Source organism: Rubrivivax sp. A210, from assembly GCF_904426505.1.
GTDB lineage: Bacteria > Pseudomonadota > Gammaproteobacteria > Burkholderiales > Burkholderiaceae_C > Rubrivivax.
On sequence record NZ_CAJGBN010000010.1, the window covers coordinates 1 to 15,264 of the forward strand.

The 15,264-nt window shown below is 69.5% G+C and carries 9 protein-coding genes; 2 read left to right on the forward strand and 7 right to left on the reverse strand.

The features are described from left to right. The 4 genes from JMV16_RS07860 to JMV16_RS07875 form a co-directional block, all read right to left on the reverse strand. Positions 1 to 7,345 (reverse strand): beta strand repeat-containing protein (locus JMV16_RS07860; protein ID WP_201493700.1); only part of this gene is annotated, 7,345 nt, incomplete at its 3' end. 71 nt (positions 7,346 to 7,416) lie between these two features. Beyond that, a complete protein-coding gene (locus JMV16_RS07865; RefSeq protein ID WP_236580407.1) occupies positions 7,417 to 8,097 on the reverse strand; it encodes an efflux RND transporter periplasmic adaptor subunit in 681 nt (226 codons plus the stop codon). Between the two features lie 143 nt (positions 8,098 to 8,240). After that, a complete protein-coding gene (locus JMV16_RS07870) occupies positions 8,241 to 9,734 on the reverse strand; it encodes a TolC family protein (protein ID WP_201493702.1) in 1,494 nt (497 codons plus the stop codon). A 144-nt stretch (positions 9,735 to 9,878) separates the two neighbouring features. Beyond that, a complete protein-coding gene (locus JMV16_RS07875) occupies positions 9,879 to 11,414 on the reverse strand; it encodes a methyl-accepting chemotaxis protein (RefSeq protein ID WP_201493703.1) in 1,536 nt (511 codons plus the stop codon). Positions 11,415 to 11,777: 363 nt separating this feature from the next. Between JMV16_RS07875 and JMV16_RS07880 the strand changes: the two genes are divergently transcribed. Both JMV16_RS07880 and JMV16_RS07885 read left to right on the forward strand, forming a co-directional pair. After that, complete coding sequence (locus JMV16_RS07880; RefSeq protein ID WP_201493704.1) at positions 11,778 to 12,023, forward strand: hypothetical protein; 246 nt, start codon at positions 11,778 to 11,780, stop codon at positions 12,021 to 12,023. A gap of 207 nt (positions 12,024 to 12,230) precedes the next feature. Beyond that, entirely contained in the window at positions 12,231 to 12,407 is a 177-nt protein-coding gene (locus tag JMV16_RS07885; protein ID WP_201493705.1) for a hypothetical protein, read from the forward strand. 12 nt (positions 12,408 to 12,419) lie between these two features. Here JMV16_RS07885 and JMV16_RS07890 read toward each other — a convergent pair whose 3' ends face one another. The 3 genes from JMV16_RS07890 to JMV16_RS07900 all read right to left on the reverse strand — a co-directional run bounded on the left by JMV16_RS07890 (position 12,420) and on the right by JMV16_RS07900 (position 15,161). Then, positions 12,420 to 13,442 (reverse strand): uridine diphosphate-N-acetylglucosamine-binding protein YvcK, encoded by a 1,023-nt coding sequence (locus JMV16_RS07890; RefSeq protein ID WP_201493706.1) that lies wholly within the window; start codon positions 13,440 to 13,442, stop codon positions 12,420 to 12,422. Positions 13,443 to 13,511: 69 nt separating this feature from the next. Further along, entirely contained in the window at positions 13,512 to 14,078 is a 567-nt protein-coding gene (locus JMV16_RS07895) for a hypothetical protein (RefSeq protein ID WP_201493707.1), read from the reverse strand. Positions 14,079 to 14,204: 126 nt separating this feature from the next. After that, entirely contained in the window at positions 14,205 to 15,161 is a 957-nt protein-coding gene (locus JMV16_RS07900; protein WP_201493708.1) for a CysB family HTH-type transcriptional regulator, read from the reverse strand. Positions 15,162 to 15,264: the final 103 nt, after the last annotated feature.

Genomic DNA, 15,264 nt, shown 5'->3' on the forward strand with positions numbered 1-15,264 from the left:
TGTCCTCGGCGATGGCTGCCAGGGTCACAGCGGAAGTCGTCGGTGCATCGTTGACGGGCGTGATGTCGAGCGTCGCAGTGCCTGAGACCGACTTGGGATCGGCGCCGCCATTGGTCGTGCCGTTGTCAGTGATGGTGTAGCTGAAGCTCACCGAAGCGTCGTCATTGGCGGCGGGCGTGTAGGTCCAGGTGCCGTTGCCGTTGTCGACGAGGCTGCCATTGCCGCCAGTGATGGCCAGGTTGCTCGCAACCAGCCCATTGCCTTCGATGTCGACGGCATTGCCCAGCAACTGGGCCTGGGTGATGACGCGGCCACCGCTGTCCTCGGCGATGGCGGCCAGCGTCACAGCGGAAGTCGTCGGTGCATCGTTGACGGGCGTGATGTCGAGCGTCGCAGTGCCTGAGACCGACTTCGGATCGGCGCCGCCATTGGTCGTGCCGTTGTCGGTGATGGTGTAGCTGAAGCTCACCGAAGCGTCGTCGTTGGCGGCAGGGGTGTAGGTCCAGGTGCCGTTGCCGTTGTTGACCAGGGCGCCATTGCCGGCCGTGATGGCCAGGTTGCTGGCAACCAGCGCATCGCCCTCGATGTCGCCGGCATTGCCCAGCAGCTGGGCCTGGGTGATGAGGCGGCCACCGCTGTCCTCGGCGATGGCTGCCAGGGTCACAGCGGAAGTCGTCGGTGCATCGTTGACGGGCGTGATGTCGAGCGTCGCAGTGCCTGAGACCGACTTGGGATCGGCGCCGCCATTGGTCGTGCCGTTGTCGGTGATGGTGTAGCTGAAACTCACCGAAGCGTCGTCGTTGGCTGAGGGCGTGTAGGTCCAGGTGCCGTTGCCGTTGTTGACCAGGGCGCCATTGCCGACGGTGATGGCCAGATTGCTCGCGACGAGCGTGTCGCCGTCGATGTCGTTGGCATTGCCCAGAAGTTGGGCCTGGGTGATGACCCGGCCACCGCTGTCCTCGGCGATGGCTGCCAGTGCCACGGCCGTAGTCGTCGGCGCGTCGTTGACAGCGGTCACCGCGATGGTGGCTGTCGCCGTGGATGTGCCGCCATTGCCGTCGCTGATCACGTAGCCGAAGCTGTCGCCCGCCGTGTCGTTGGCGAGCGGCCGGTAGTCGATGCTGCCATCCTGCTTCGCGTAGAGCGTGCCGTGGCTCAGGACCAGTTGCTTCCAGCCATTGGCGGCCAGGTGGCCGGCGTCGCTGCCGCCGGTCAGGCTGGCCCAGGCCGTGCCGTTCAGGCTGCTCATCAGCAGCGTGTCGCTGTCGGGCGCGCCGTCGTTGTCGTTGCTCAGCAGGTTCGCACTGAGCAGTGTGTCTTCGGCCGTGGTGTAGCTGTCGTTGCCGGCCACCGGGGCGACATTGCTGACCGCCCAGGTGAAGCTGCGCGTCACGTTGGCCACGACGCCGTCGACGTCGCTGGCGGTGACCTGCACGGTGTAGCTGGGGGTGGCGCTGGCGTTGCGCAAAAGGGTGCCGCTGATGATGCCGGTGCTGGCGTCGATGGCCAGGCCCGAGGGCAGGCCGCTGGCCGCGAAGGACAGCGTCGCGTTCATGTCGGCAAACTTGTCGCTCACGTCGAACTCGACCACCGCGCCGTCGGTACTCGCCTGGTTGTCGATGACGATGGGGTTCACATAGTTCACCGTCATCGTCACCGTGGCCGTGCTGCTGCCGCCGTTGCCGTCGGCAATGGTGTAGGTGAAGCTGTCGGTGACGGTGGGCGTGCCCGCGGTTGGCTTCACCGTCAGGCTGGTCGGGTCGTAGAGGTAGCTGCCGTCGCTGCGTGCGAGCAGGCGCGCGCCCGAGGCCAGCGTGATGGTGTCGCCGATGTTGCCGGCCAGGCCGTTGACGGCCGTCATGGTGAGGGTCTGGCCGTCGACATCGCTGTCCACGCCGCCCGCTGAGGCGCCATTGCCGTCGTCGCTGATGGCATTGCCGGTGGCCTGCTTGTCCATGCCGATGGAGCGTGGGTTGGCGGCCGCCACCGGGGGCGAGTTGACGGTGATGGAGGCCGTGCTGGTGTCGCTGGCGTCGTTCCAGTCTTGGTAGCTGGCAACCAAGGTCCGCGCGGCTGGCATGGCCGTGAAGTAGGCTGCGGCGGCATTTCGCGTGGCCAGGTCGCCGGCATGTGTGGCGGCGTCGCCCAGGTCGGACTCGAAGAGTCCGTCGGTGGCGGTCTCGGTCAGGGTCACGGTGTAGCCGTTGACCGCGGCGGTGATGCTGCCGCGCCCGGAGTTGTCGAGGTCGGTGATGCGCAGGTAGGCGCGTGCGCCGCTGGCGTAGAGGGCGCCGGCGTCGCCGCCGCCGCTGGCCGTGAGCTGGGTCAGGAAGCGCGCATTGGACGGCGTGCCGAGGTCGGTCTCGGTAACCAGGATGGCGGCACTGGCACTGTCGCTGATGGCCTGTGCGCCGATCTCCAGGCCCTCATGGGCCGTGACACCCACGGTGTAGGCGCCGACGTTGTAGACCGTCTGCCAGGCGTATTCGTAGGTCTTGTAGCCGCGCCCGTCGGCGCCCGCGTCGATGACCGCGGCGTCATCCAGATCGAGGGCCAGGTCACCCAGGGCGCCGGGGCCGTCGATGGCCAGCGTGACGCCCGAGACGTCGTAGTCGCCGAAGGGGTCGGCCACCTTGACGCGCACATAGACCACGCCGCCGGCGTCGACGAAGCCGCCTGCAAGTGGGGTGCCGCCGTTGGCGAAGGACTTGTCGAAGAAGGCCACCTCCTGCACGCCAGCGGTCACCGCATCGGCGTCGACCAGGTTGATGACGGTGGTGGTGGGCAGCTCGATGCGCGAGCGCGTGTTGGCACTGTCGTAGGCGATGCGGAAGGTCTGGCCGGCGGCATTGTTGGTCACCTGCAGTTGCAGGGCCTGGCCGGCTGCGATGGTGCGGGCACCGGCCAGCGGGGCGAAGGTCCAGGTCAGCGTGTGGTCGGCCAGCGAATAGACCGGCGTGCTGGAACTGGCGATGGTGCTGGCGCCCACCTTGAGCGTGGCATTGATGCTGGCGCCGGTGAGGTTGGTCTCGCCGCTGACGTGGCTGACGACCTTGATCACACCGCCCGTGGGCATCACGAAGTCGCTGGCCATGCTCAGGCCCTGGGTGAAGCTCACCGAGGACAGCTGCGATTCGCGTGCGGCGATGCCGAAGCGAAGGTCGCCGGCGGCTGTGGCGCCGCTGCCGGTGAGGCGGTTGCCACCGGCAAAGGCGTCGGTGGAACTGCCCTGCCAGACGATGCCGCTGTTGTTGGCGTCGACACGGATGAGGTAGCTGGAATTCTTGTCCAGGGTCAGGCCGGTGACGGCCAGGGCGATGTCCTGGTAGCCGGTGCCGAGCTGGCTGGTGCTGACCGTGCCGGTCCACAGCGCGGTGCCATCCCAGGCGCTGCGTATGCTCACCGTGGCGGTGGCCGCGGTGCTGCCGGTCTTCTTGAGGCTCAGCGTCAGCGTGTCGACGGTGATGGCGTCCGCCGTGGCCGGCGATCCGGCAAAGCTGAAGGTCTGGCCGGCCGAGGCGCCGTTGCCGACGGGGAAGTCGACCGCGCCGCTGCTGCTGGCGACGTTGACGTAGCCCGAGACGATCTGGATGTTGTCGATGTAGGCACGGTCGCTGCTGCCGTCATTGATGTTCAGCGCAAACTTGATGCCGGTGGCACCGGCCGAGAGCGTGAAGCTCTGCGTGCCATAGGTGGCGGCGATGCTGCTGCCGGCCACCGAGCCCACCGAGACCCAGTTGCCGCCAAGCTGCTGGAAGACTTCCACCGCGTCGGTGTTCTCGTAGTTGCGGCTGGCGGTGGTGGAGCCGTCCTTGATCTGGAAGGTCAGCGTGGAGGAGGCCGGCAGGGCTGTGAAGCCGCGTGACACGGCGCCCCCGTTGACACCGCGCAGGTAGAGGGCGTTGTCGCCGCCGGTGGCGGCCACGCGGATGCCGCCATTGGTGATGTTGTTGTCGTCGCCGATCTCGGTCCAGTTGCCCACCCAGTTGCTGCCGCCGGTGTAGGCGATGGTCGGGAAGCTGTCGCTGATGGTCACCGCCACCGCGCCCGACGAGGCGCCGATCAGCGCCGTGGTGGCGGCGCTGCCGTCGCCGTCGGCCGGGCGCATGCGGTCGAGATTGCCGGCGCTGTCGTCCGAGAGGTAGAGGATCTTGGTCGAACTCGGCGCCGGGATGCCGGCATGGGCCGTGTTGGCGTTGCCGGTGGCGGTGTTGTTGTCGGCGTCGCCCGCCACGCCCGGGCGGGTGGGGTTGTCGAAGGCGGCGCCGTAGACCGGGTCGGTGTAGTCGACCTGGATGCTGTCGCCGGTGCGCATCAGCAGAGTGCCGTTGTTGTTGCCGGCGCCGGCGCTGGCCGAGGTGGCCAAGGTGGCGCGGAAGACGCCGGGGCTGGTCTCGCTGAGCGTCAGATCTTCGGTCTCGCCGGTGGTGCTGTTGGTGACGCGCACCGTCAGCGTGTCGGTGCCGGCCGTGAGGTTGGCGTCGGCATCGTCGACCTGCACACCCAGTGTTGCGCCTTCCTGGAAGGTGGCGGTGGCCGCAGTGAAGGCCGCATCCTTCAGGAAGACCTGGCCGTCGGCGGTGCCGTTGACGCTGATGCTGACGTCTGCGGTCGAGGTCTTGGGCGTGATGGTGGTGCCGGTGCCGGCCGGGTCGCCCGTCATCTGGGCGTCGTTGGTGATGGTGAAGCCGGCATTGGCCAGCGCGGCGTTGACGTCGCTGCGCACCTGCACGCGGTAGCTGATGACGACCTGGTCACCGCGCTTGAGGCCGTCCACCGCCAGGGTGGAGGGGTCGATGTCGGCCAGCGTGTAGCCGCCGTCGGCACGCGCCAGCGGGAAGGGGCTGGTGCCGGTGGCGTCGTCGGCCAGGGTGGTGTCGGACAGCACGGTGCCGTCGGCACGCACGATCTTGATGTGGGTGCTGCCGGCCACGTAGGTGGCGGCGTCGGCCGGGCTGATGGCGTCCTTGATGTTGATGTTGAAGAGATCGATGACCGCGCGGTTGGTCAGCGTGAGGGTGTATTCGATCTGCTCGCTCAACTCGACCGAGCTGTCGTTGTCGCTGACGCCGGCGCCGAACTTCACGGTCGAGGCCTCGCTCGAGCCCTTGGTGAAGACGTAGTCGGGGAAGGGCAGCACGGTCGTGCCCATATCCAGGTAGGGGTTGCCGGCGCCGGCGATGGAAGGGTCTTCGCCCCAGGCGCCGGTGATCAGCGTGCCGTCCAGTGTGTAGACGGTGAGGCCGCTCTGGTTCTTGTCGCTGTCGAACAGCCGGTAGGACTCGAGCGCCGAGATGTCGTACTCGGTGGTGTCGGCGTCGAAGGCGCTGCCGGTGAGGGTGACGCCCTTGGAGTCTTTCACCGTCACCGTGGTGCTGTCGATGTAGAGCGTGGTGTCGGCGGTGGCCGTCACCCACACCGGGCTGCCGTTGTTGCCGGCGGCCTGGTTGAAGTCGTAGCCCGGCCCCCAGCCGACGACGAACTTGGTCGTCAGATAGGTTTCGGGCACCAGCGAATAGCTCCAGTCGTGGGTGGCGTTGCTGGTGGCGTCGGAGTCGATGGTGCTGACGGCGTAGAACTTGGGCGCCGCGCTCAGCGCATCGGCGGCGCGCGTGTAGAAGTGCGCCGCCGAGCCCGGCATCGTCACGTAGTTGGTGGACCTGGCACCGACCACGAGGCTTTGGCCGGTGGTGGTGGCGGTGTCGTAGTAGACGGTGATGGCGCTGGCACCGGGGTTGTAGAGCACCACGGTGGCGGGGTCGGCGGCCAGCGTCGTGCCCACCGGCGCGTAGTAGCTGCTGGCCCATTGCTCGTCGGCGGTGAGCGCGAACCAGCGGTTCTCGTAGGCCGCGCCCACGTCGCCGGCGATGAGGTAGACGCCGATGCCCTTGTCGGCACTGATGCGGCCGCCGGCGAGCAGGCCGCCGTTGACCATGGTGGTCTGGCCCTCGTTGAGCGTGACGGTAGCGTCGATCGTGCCGTCGCCTTCCTTGTCGATGGTCACCGTGGTGCCGTCGACGGTGGCGATGATGTGGGCCGAGGTGTACTCGAACATCCGGTTGGTGCCGGTGGCCGCGGTGTCGACGTTCTGGCCGATGGGCAGGGTGTAGACCTTGCCGGCGTTGCCGGTGTCCACCACCGCCACCGCACCCGCCAGCACCGTGCCGGGTGTGGTGGACCAGCCGGCGCGTGTCACCGCCACGGCCTGGGTCGAGCCGATCTTGTCGCGGCCGTCGTAGTCCACCGTCAGCGGCGTGGCCGGGTTCACGGCATTGGTCAGCAGCAGGGTCTGGCCGGCGCGGATGAGGTCGTCGGCGGTGCCGGGCGCGACGCCGTTGGCGGCGTTGCCGTCGCCCCAGATCTGGGTGCCGCCCAGGTTGCCGGCCGACCAGATGTTGGTGGGGTTGCGGATGTCGGCCTCGTAGCCGTCTTCCCACTGGTCGTAGACGACGATGGTGTCGTTGCCGGTGGCGCTGATGGCGATGACCGTCTGGATGTTGCCCGAGACCGCGGTGGCGCCGGCCACGGCCTTGAGCGCGGTCTGCACATCGGGCTCGGGCAGCGGCACGAAGGAGATCTGGGCCACGTTGTAGGGGCCGGCCACTTCCACCGCCACGTCCCGGCCGTCGAGTTGCAGCATGCGCTGGTCGGCCTCGGCCAGCTGCGAGGCCAGGTTGGCGTCGCCGTGCAGCAACAGCGAGGCGAAGGCGTGGCCCTCGTCGCCCGCGCTGTCGGCCGGGCCGTTGAGCGCGTGGTCGATGGCGTGTCCCACTTCCTCGAGCAGCACGGCTTCGATGGCCGCCGGCGAGGCTTGGGCGGCGTAGTCGGCATTGATGTAGATCGTGGGCCTGCCATTGGTGCCGCTGGCGCTGAAGGCACCCAGCGCGCCTTGCAGCTCGGTGGCGCTTCTGGCTTCGATCTGCAGGCCACCTGCGGGGCTGCGCAGCGTGGCCGCCAGCGCATCGGCGGCGGCCTGCCAGGCCGGCGTGGGCGCCGCCTGGCCGCCGTTGAAGAGCGCGAACAGCTGGCCCTGGGCACCCGGCTGCTGCAGGAAGGCGTCCAGCCGGGCCTCGGCCAGCGCACGCGCATTCGCCAGCGGCGTGGCCGGGTCTTGCGCCGCCTGGGGCAACAGCCAAGGCTCGGTGCCGCGGGCTTCGGTTGCGGGCGCGGCTTCGGTCACCAGCGGCGCCGGTGCCACCGTGGCTTCGCGTGGCAGCGCCACGGCGGCATCGGCCGCGTGCGCCAGGTCGACCCCCGCAGCGGCATCGAACATCAGCCGCGCTTCGAGCGCCTGGATGCGCAGGGCGGGGCGGCGGGTCAGGAGCGGGCGGCGGGGGGTGGACATCTGGGGCCTCGCAGGTGCCGGCCGCGCCGGCGTCGGGATTTGGGGGGTACAGGAAAAAGGGGGCGGTTGGCTCAGGGCGCGCTGCTGCGCTGCACGATCACGCGGCCGCTCATGCCGGCCATCAACTCGGAGGGGCGGCCATTGATGGCGGCCACCACCTTGATGGACTGGCTCACCGGGTCGACGCGGGCGCCCAGGCGCAGCACGCGGGCGCCGTACTCGCGCCCGGTTTCGTCGACGGCGATGCGCACTGCGCTGCCGGCGCGCACCTGGGCCATCCAGCGCGAAGGCATGATGAACTCGACCTCGAGCACGCTGTCGTCGATGACTTCCAGCAGCGTCTGGCCCGGCTGCACGTACTGCTGTTCGCGCACCTTCTGCTCGGCAACGCGGCCGGCAAAGGGCGCGGCGATGCTGCATTTGCCCAGCATGACGCGGATCTGGTTGAGCTCGGCCGTGGTCTTGGCGACCTCGGCCTCGGCCTGGTCCAGCTCCTGGCGGCCGGTGGCGTTCAGCTCGGTCAGCCGGCGCTGGGTGGCGAGCTGCTTCTCGGCCGCGCCCAGCGTGGCCTGGGCGCGTTCGAGCTGGGCTTGCTGCAGGCTGCAGTCGAAGACCACCAGGGTCTGGCCGGCCTGCATGCTGCCGCCTTCGTGTACGCCCAGGGTCTGAACACGGGCGCCGATCTCGGCCGCCAGCGTGGTGTAGCGGCGCGGCGTGAGCTGGGCGCGCAGCTCGGGCGCCGGCGTGGCCATGGGTGCAGCGGTACCGGCGGCCGAGGGTACGAGTGACTGCGCCGCTGCGTTGCCTGCGGAAAGCAGGGCAGCGAGGGCGGCAAGGGTGACGACGCGATTGACCAACTGCCGCCAGGCGGAGCGCGCAAACATCGCGGCCCCGCTCAAAGCTCGAGCAGGCGTTGCCGCACCTGGGCGCGCAGTTGCTCCAGGCTGAGGTCGTCGGCACTCTCCGGCAGCGGGTCCACGCCCAGCGTGCCCTGCAGGCGGCTGACGGCGGCATGCCATTGCGCCAGGGCCTGGAAGCGGCGCAGCTGGCTGATGATGGCCGTGGTCTGGGCGGCAACGCGGTCGAGCTTGCTGCCGGCCCGCGCCTCTTCGCGCTTGAGCGTCTGCTGCAGGATGCGGTCGTCGAGCTGCCAGAGCTGGTCGGCACGGTCGAACTGGCGGCGCGAGCCGGCCAGCTGCTCGCGTGCGATGTGTACCTGGGCCACCAGGGCCGCGTGGGCCGCGAGGCGACGCTGGTCGGCCACCGCAATGGCGGCCTCGGCGCTGCGCTTCTGCGCCGGCAGTGCCAGCAGGTTGAGCAGGTTCATGCTCAGCGTGACGCCGGCCTCGCCCCAGCTGGAATTGACGAGGTAGTTGTCGGTGTCGTGCAGCTGGCCGACGCTGAACGTGAGGTTGGGGTAGGCGCGCGCCACCACCTTGCGCGCCTCGATGGCGGCGATGCGGCGCAGCTGCAGGTGCTCGCGCAGGTCGGCGTTCTGGGCCAGGGCCTGCTCTTCCATGGCCGCGGCCGGCACCGCCAGCGGATCCTTGGCGCCGGGCAACTCGTCGGCCACGAGGGCGATGTTCTGCACCACCGGCGCGTTGACGAGCACGGCCAACTCGAAGCGGGCGGTGGCCAGTTCCTGCTCGATGGATTCGAGCAGACGGATGTTCTCGGTGAGCTGGCGCTGGTAGCGCAGCGTGTCCAGCGGCGAGCGCAGGCGTTCTTCCTCGGCCTTGCGCGAATCGGCCAGGGCCTCGTCGGCCAGGCCCAGGGTGGCGCGCACCTCGCCGCGCAGCTTTTGCGCACTGGCGGCACGCCAGTAGGCCACGCGCACTTCCTGGACCAGCAGATGGGTGGCCTTGCGGCGGCGCTCGGCGGCGGCCTGCAGCCGGCTGCCGGCCTGCTCCACGTTGTAGCTGGCCAGGCCGTAGTCGAGGAGGCTCCAGCTCAGCGTCAGCGAAGTCAGCAGATGCGTCCGGTCCTGGGCGATGGAGGGGTTGGCCAGCGAGGGCTGGCCGGTGATGGAGTCGGTGCTGCGCGCAATGCGGTCGCTGTCGCGCGTGGTGTAGCCGGCGGCGGCCATCAGGCGCGGCAGGCGGTCATAGCCGACTTCGTCGTACTGCCGCAGCGCCAGCGCCTCCTCCATTTGCCGAGCGCGGCGGTCGAGGTTGAACTTCAGCGCGCGTGCGATGGCCTCGTCCAGGCCCAGCGTGTTGCCGATGGCAGGCACGCCCTGGCGCAGCGCGGCCTGGTCGGCCTGCAACTGCTGCTTGTGCTCGTCGGCGCCCAGGGGCTGCACCGGGGGCGTGGTGCAGGCCTGGAGCAGCAGGGCGAGGCTGGCCAGGGCGAGGGTGTTGACTAGCGGGTGGCGCGTCTTGTTGTTCATGGTGCTGCTGATGAACGGGGGAGGGTATGGAGGGGACGCAGCCGGCGGCGGCGGCCCCGCGGGACTGCCTGTCGACTATGCGGAAGGAGGCGTGGTCTGTTCGCGGAAAGTAACGGCGATAGTGGCTGCGTATCAAGGCTTTACTCAGGCAGGCTGGATGGCGTCGAGGCGGAACCTGGACACCTCGACCCCGAGCTCGTTGGCCTGGTCGTGCAAGGCCTTGGCGGCGGCGGCGGTCTGCTCCACCAGCGCGGCGTTCTGCTGGGTCAACTCGTCGAGATCGTGTACGGCCTTGCCGATCTGGTGGATGCCGATGTCCTGCTGAGCCTCGGCGCCGGCCACGCCGGTCAGCAACTCGTCGACCGCCTTCGACGAAGCCACGATGCCGCCGACGATGGTGCCGGCCTGGCGCACGATGCCGACCCCGGCCTCGACCCGCTCGACGCTGCCGCCGACGAGCGACTTGATCTCGCGTGCGGCCAGGGCCGAGCGCTGGGCCAGGCTGCGCACCTCGGTGGCGACCACGGCGAAGCCGCGGCCCTGCTCGCCGGCGCGGGCGGCCTCGACGGCGGCGTTCAGCGCCAGGATATTGGTCTGGAAGGCGATGTCGTTGACGGTGCCGATGATTTCGGAAATGCGCGCCGACGAGTCACGCACCGAATCCATCGTGCGCTCGACCTCGCCCATCACCCGGCCACCGGCGCTGGCGGCGCCGGCGTTTTCGCGCGCCTTGGCCGCGGCATCGGCCACGCGCTTGGCCGTCAATCCCGAGGAGGACGACATTTCCTCCATGGCCGCGGCGGTTTCCTGCAGGTTGGCCGCGGCGCGCTCGGTGCGTGCTGACAAGTCCTGGGCGCCGCTGGCGATCTCGCCGCTGGACTGGACCAGGCCCACGCTTACGGTGCGTACCTTCTGCACCATGCCGCGCAGCGCGGCCTGCATGCGGCCCATGTCGCGCAGCAGTTCCGCGGCTTCATCATGGCCCCGGGGCGTGGAGCGGGTCGTGAGGTCGCCTTCGGCCAGGGCACGCAGGTGCCGCCGCGCGTCGGCCAGGCCCAGAGCCAGATTGAGCTCGAAGCACACGAAGCCGTAGCCGCCCACCGTGAAGGTCAGGGCGATGGCCGCCACCACCACCGCAAGTTGCCAGGAATGCTGGCGCCAGAAGGCCGCCTGGAGGTGATCGACATAGACCCCCGAACCCACCACCCAGCCCCAGGGCTCGAAGGCCATGACGTAGGAAACCTTGTCCACCGGCTGCGCGCTGCCTGGGCGCGGCCACTGGTAGTCGACATAGCCTTGGCCCTGTCGGCGCACCTGCTCGACCATGCTGGCGAAGATGCGCTTGCCGTTGGGGTCCTTGAACTCGGCCAGATCGGTGCCGTCGAGTTCCGGCTTCATCGGGTGCATCACCATGCGGGGCTGCAGATCGTTGATCCAGAAGTACTCCTGGCCGTCGTAGCGCAACGCCTTTACCGTGCGCAGCGCCAGCGCCTGGGCCTGGTCGCGCGTCAGGCTGCCGGCGGCCTCCTGGGCCTGCACGCCGGCCAGTACGCTGTGGACCACCTCGACGAGATTGCGCGTGGCGTCGCGGCGGGACTGCAGGGCCTGCTCGCCCTGGTTCCAGAACTGCCAGACCATCAGCGCCAGCAAAGGCAGCACCACGACCGCCGAGACGAGCATGGACTGCCAAAGGAAGCCGACCCGCTGTAACAGGCGCCGCCCCGGGCTCCAGAGAGGCAGACCCAGGGCGACGTGCAAGGCGCCGCCGCCGGTGGGCTGAGCCGGTGGTTGGAATGGGGCTGTCGCCATGGGTTGTGCTCACTTCTCATGCACCCGGCCAGCCGCAAGGCAACGATCCGGCGCGAGACTGCACTCGCCTCGTTGGTTTCGACAGACCACCGCCAGACTTGAGGGGATTCGACGGCCCGCCCGCCCCCGCCGTCAAGCTAGGGGTACGCGCCGTGAAGTTCTGGCCGAACAATGCGCCGGTGCGCGGCAAGGCGGCTTGGGTCGCATCCCTGCGCACAGTCTGGGGGCCGCACCATGCCTCACTCCAAGCAGCTTGCCACGGTCAGGAAGCGCATCTGGCGCATGAGTGCCGACGCACCTTTCGGCGAGTTCATTGACGCCGGCGAAGCACGCCACTCTCGGCACGCCTTGCCCGATGACCTCGACCGCTGCTGGGCCATGTCCACGCTCGAATTGACGCGCGGGCTCGATGTCCACGAAGAGGACGACGACGAGTCGGCCGTGCTCTTCGCCACCTTGTTCAGGCCCGCTGCTTCTTGATCCCGGCAGGCATTGCCGGTACTTGGTCCGCCGTTCAGCCACGGTCCGTGCGCCCGGTGCGCCAACGGCGCTCGTGGCCAAGCGCGGGCGGGCCGCGGCATGCCGGCCAGGTAAGACATCAAGGCGTCGGGTACTACGTCACGCATCCCGGCGGACGGCCGGTCCGGCTGGCGTTCACGCCCTGGAGCGGCTCCTTACCATGCCGCCATGGAGCCCCGGCACAGCGCAGGACGGGCCAGCAGCCTTGATCTGGCCGACGATCCGGCGGCCCAGGCATCAGCCTTGGCCCGGCCACCCAGGCCGCTGACCCTGGTGCTGCATCTGCTGCTGTTGTGGCTGCTGGCGCCCGCGCTGGTGCTGGTGTTCAAGCACCTCTTCGGCTGAAGGCTTGCTGGATCAGGCGCAGCTGGACAGGGTCGGCCACAGGGCCCGGATCACGCGGTCGGCGTCGTGGCGCACGAGCGACTCGGTCAGCACGAAGGCATCGGCCACGACCCGGCCCACCTGGCCTTGCAGCTTCTCGATCTCGGGTGCCACCGGGTGAGCCCCTTGGGCGGCATAGCGCGCCGCCGCCTGGGCCTGAGGCGCGCCGGTGTTGACGACAACGGTGTCGACCCGGCGGCCAAGGTGGTGTTGCACGGTGCGCAGGAAATCGGCCGCGCCATAGTGGTCGGTCTCGCCGCGCTTGGTCATCACATTGCAGACGTAGACCACTTCGCCGTGGCAGGCGCGGATGGCCGCGGCGATGCCGTCGACGAGCAGGCAGGGCACGACGCTGGTGTAGAGATCGCCCGGGCCCATCAAGACTTTGTCCGCCGCGGCCAGGGCCTCGCAGGCCTGGGGCAAAGCCGTCACGGCGGGGTCGAGGAAGACGCGGCGTATCGGCAGAATGGGCCGAGCGCCGGGCTGGTCGATCTCGGCCTCACCGCGCACAAGGCTGCCGTCGCTCAGCTCGGCGCACAGCGTTGCGCGGGCCAGCGTTACCGGCAGCACGCGGCCGGCGGCGCCCAGCAACTGCTCGGCGCTGGCCAGCGCGCCCAGCAGGTCGCCACCGTTCAAGTCTTGCAGCGCGTGCAGGATGAGATTGCCCAGCGCATGGCCGCCGACCGCGCTGTTGGGCGCGGCCGGGAAACGGTAGCCGAAGAGTTCGCCCCAGAGTTGACTGGCACCCGCCAGCGCAACCAGGGCCTGGCGCAGGTCCCCCAGCGGCAGGGGGCGGCCGAACTCGTCCATCAGGCGCCGCGACGAGCCGCCGGAGTCCGTCATCGCCACCACCGCCGAGAGGCGCACCGCGCGCTTCTTCAGCGCCGAGAGCATGGCAAAGGAGCCCGTGCCGCCGCCGACGGTGACGATGCGCTCGGCAATGCGCTCAGAAATGTGCCCAGTGGAGCGGTCGGTGGCGGTCGGATGGGGCGGCATGTAGGTCGTGCCGGCCACTGCCGGCACGACGATGGTGCCACCGGCTGGCTGCAGCGGGCCGGCGGACCGTCAGTCGTCGCCGGCGTCGACGATGCCGGCCGCAAACCAGGCGCCTGGCACCGGCAGGCCGCCGGGGGTGGTGGGCGCGGCCGAGTTGCGGATCAGCAGGATGGGCAGGTTGCAGGGATTGGGCGGCACCGGGGCGAGATTGGGGGCCACCGGCACGAGCGCGCCGCTGATGGAGAAGTTGCCCTGGGCGTCCACCGCGCCGGCGGGCGAATTCCACGCATTGTTGACACCACCCTCGTTGCAGAACAGCGTGGCCTGCATATTGCGCGGGATGGCGGGGCGGCCGATGTTGTTGCCGCCGCCCAGCAGCAGGCCCTTGGCGCGCAGCTGCAGCATGCCGTTCACGTCGACGCTGGCCTTGAGCTTGAGCAGTTCCCAGGGCCGGCCGCCGGGGGCGATGCCGAGCACGTCGTTGGGCACCGCGACGCCGCCCACGCTGGCGAAGGGCTGGGAGCCGATGGCGCCGCTGAAGGCGACGATCCTGGGCACGCGGTCGTCGGCCTGCGCCGCGCCGGCGCAAAGCAAGGCGGCGAGCAGGGCCGTGGCGGTGAGGGTGTATTGCTTCATTCGTGTCTCCGATGGGGTTTCAGACCAGGCAGCGCACCCGGCAACCGCGGCGCGGCGGGGGCTGCCGCTGTGTACGGCCTTGCACGGCAGCAAATTCCCGCCTGAATCGCTCGGATACCGTGGCGCTCAGATCTCGAAGTTCTCGCCGGGCGCGCTGGACAGCGCCTGCTCGACGCTCTCGCGCGTGAGCGTGGGCACGAAGGTGCGGATGAAATCGAAGACATAGCCGCGCAGCCAGGAGCCACGCTTGACCGCGATGCGCGTGGTGTTGGTGGCGAAGAGGTGGCGGGCGTCCAGCGCCACGAGGTGGTCGTCGCGCACCGGGTCGAAGGCCACCGAGGCGATCACGCCGACGCCGATGCCCAGGTCGACATAGGTCTTGATGACGTCGGCGTCCATTGCTGAGAGCACCACGTCGACCGCGATGGCCTCGCGCCCGAAGGCCTCGTCGATGTGGCTGCGGCCGGTGTAGCCGGCCTCGTAGGTGATGAGCGGAAACTGCGCCAGCCGACGCAGCGTCAGCGACTGGCCGTCGGCCTGCTCCAATGCCAGCGCATGGCCGCGCGGCACCACCACCGCGTGCGTCCAGCGGTAGCAGGGCAGGGTGACGAGATCGGGGTAGTCGGCCAGGGCCTCGGTGGCGACGCCGAGATCGGCGTGTCCGTCCAGCACCAACTGCGCAATCTGCCGCGGCGATCCCTGCTGCAGGTGCAGCGTCACCTGCGGATGGGTGACGCGGAAGTCGCGCACCGCGGTGGGCAGGGCGTAGCGCGCCTGGGTGTGGGTGGCGGCCACGGTGAGCAGGCCGCGGTCACTCTGGGCGAAATCGGCGCCGGCACGCCGCAGGTTGTCGGATTCCTGGAGCAGCCGCTCGACGATGGGCAACACGGCCTGGCCGGGCGGTGTCAGGCCCAGCAGGCGGCGCCCGGCGCGCACGAAGAGTTCGACGCCGAGTTCCTCTTCCAGCTCCTTGAGCTGGCGGCTCACGCCCGGCTGCGAGGTGTGCAAGGCCTCGGCCACCAGCGTCAGGTTGTAGCCCTGGCGCACGGTCTCGCGCACGGCGCGCAACTGCTGAAAGTTCATGGGGAAGCCTGTGGCGGCGGGATACCCGACGGCGGAGTGTCGGCGCCAGAGCAAATGCCGACAACGAATGATGGCGTCTTAGCTGATGCGGTTTCCAAATATA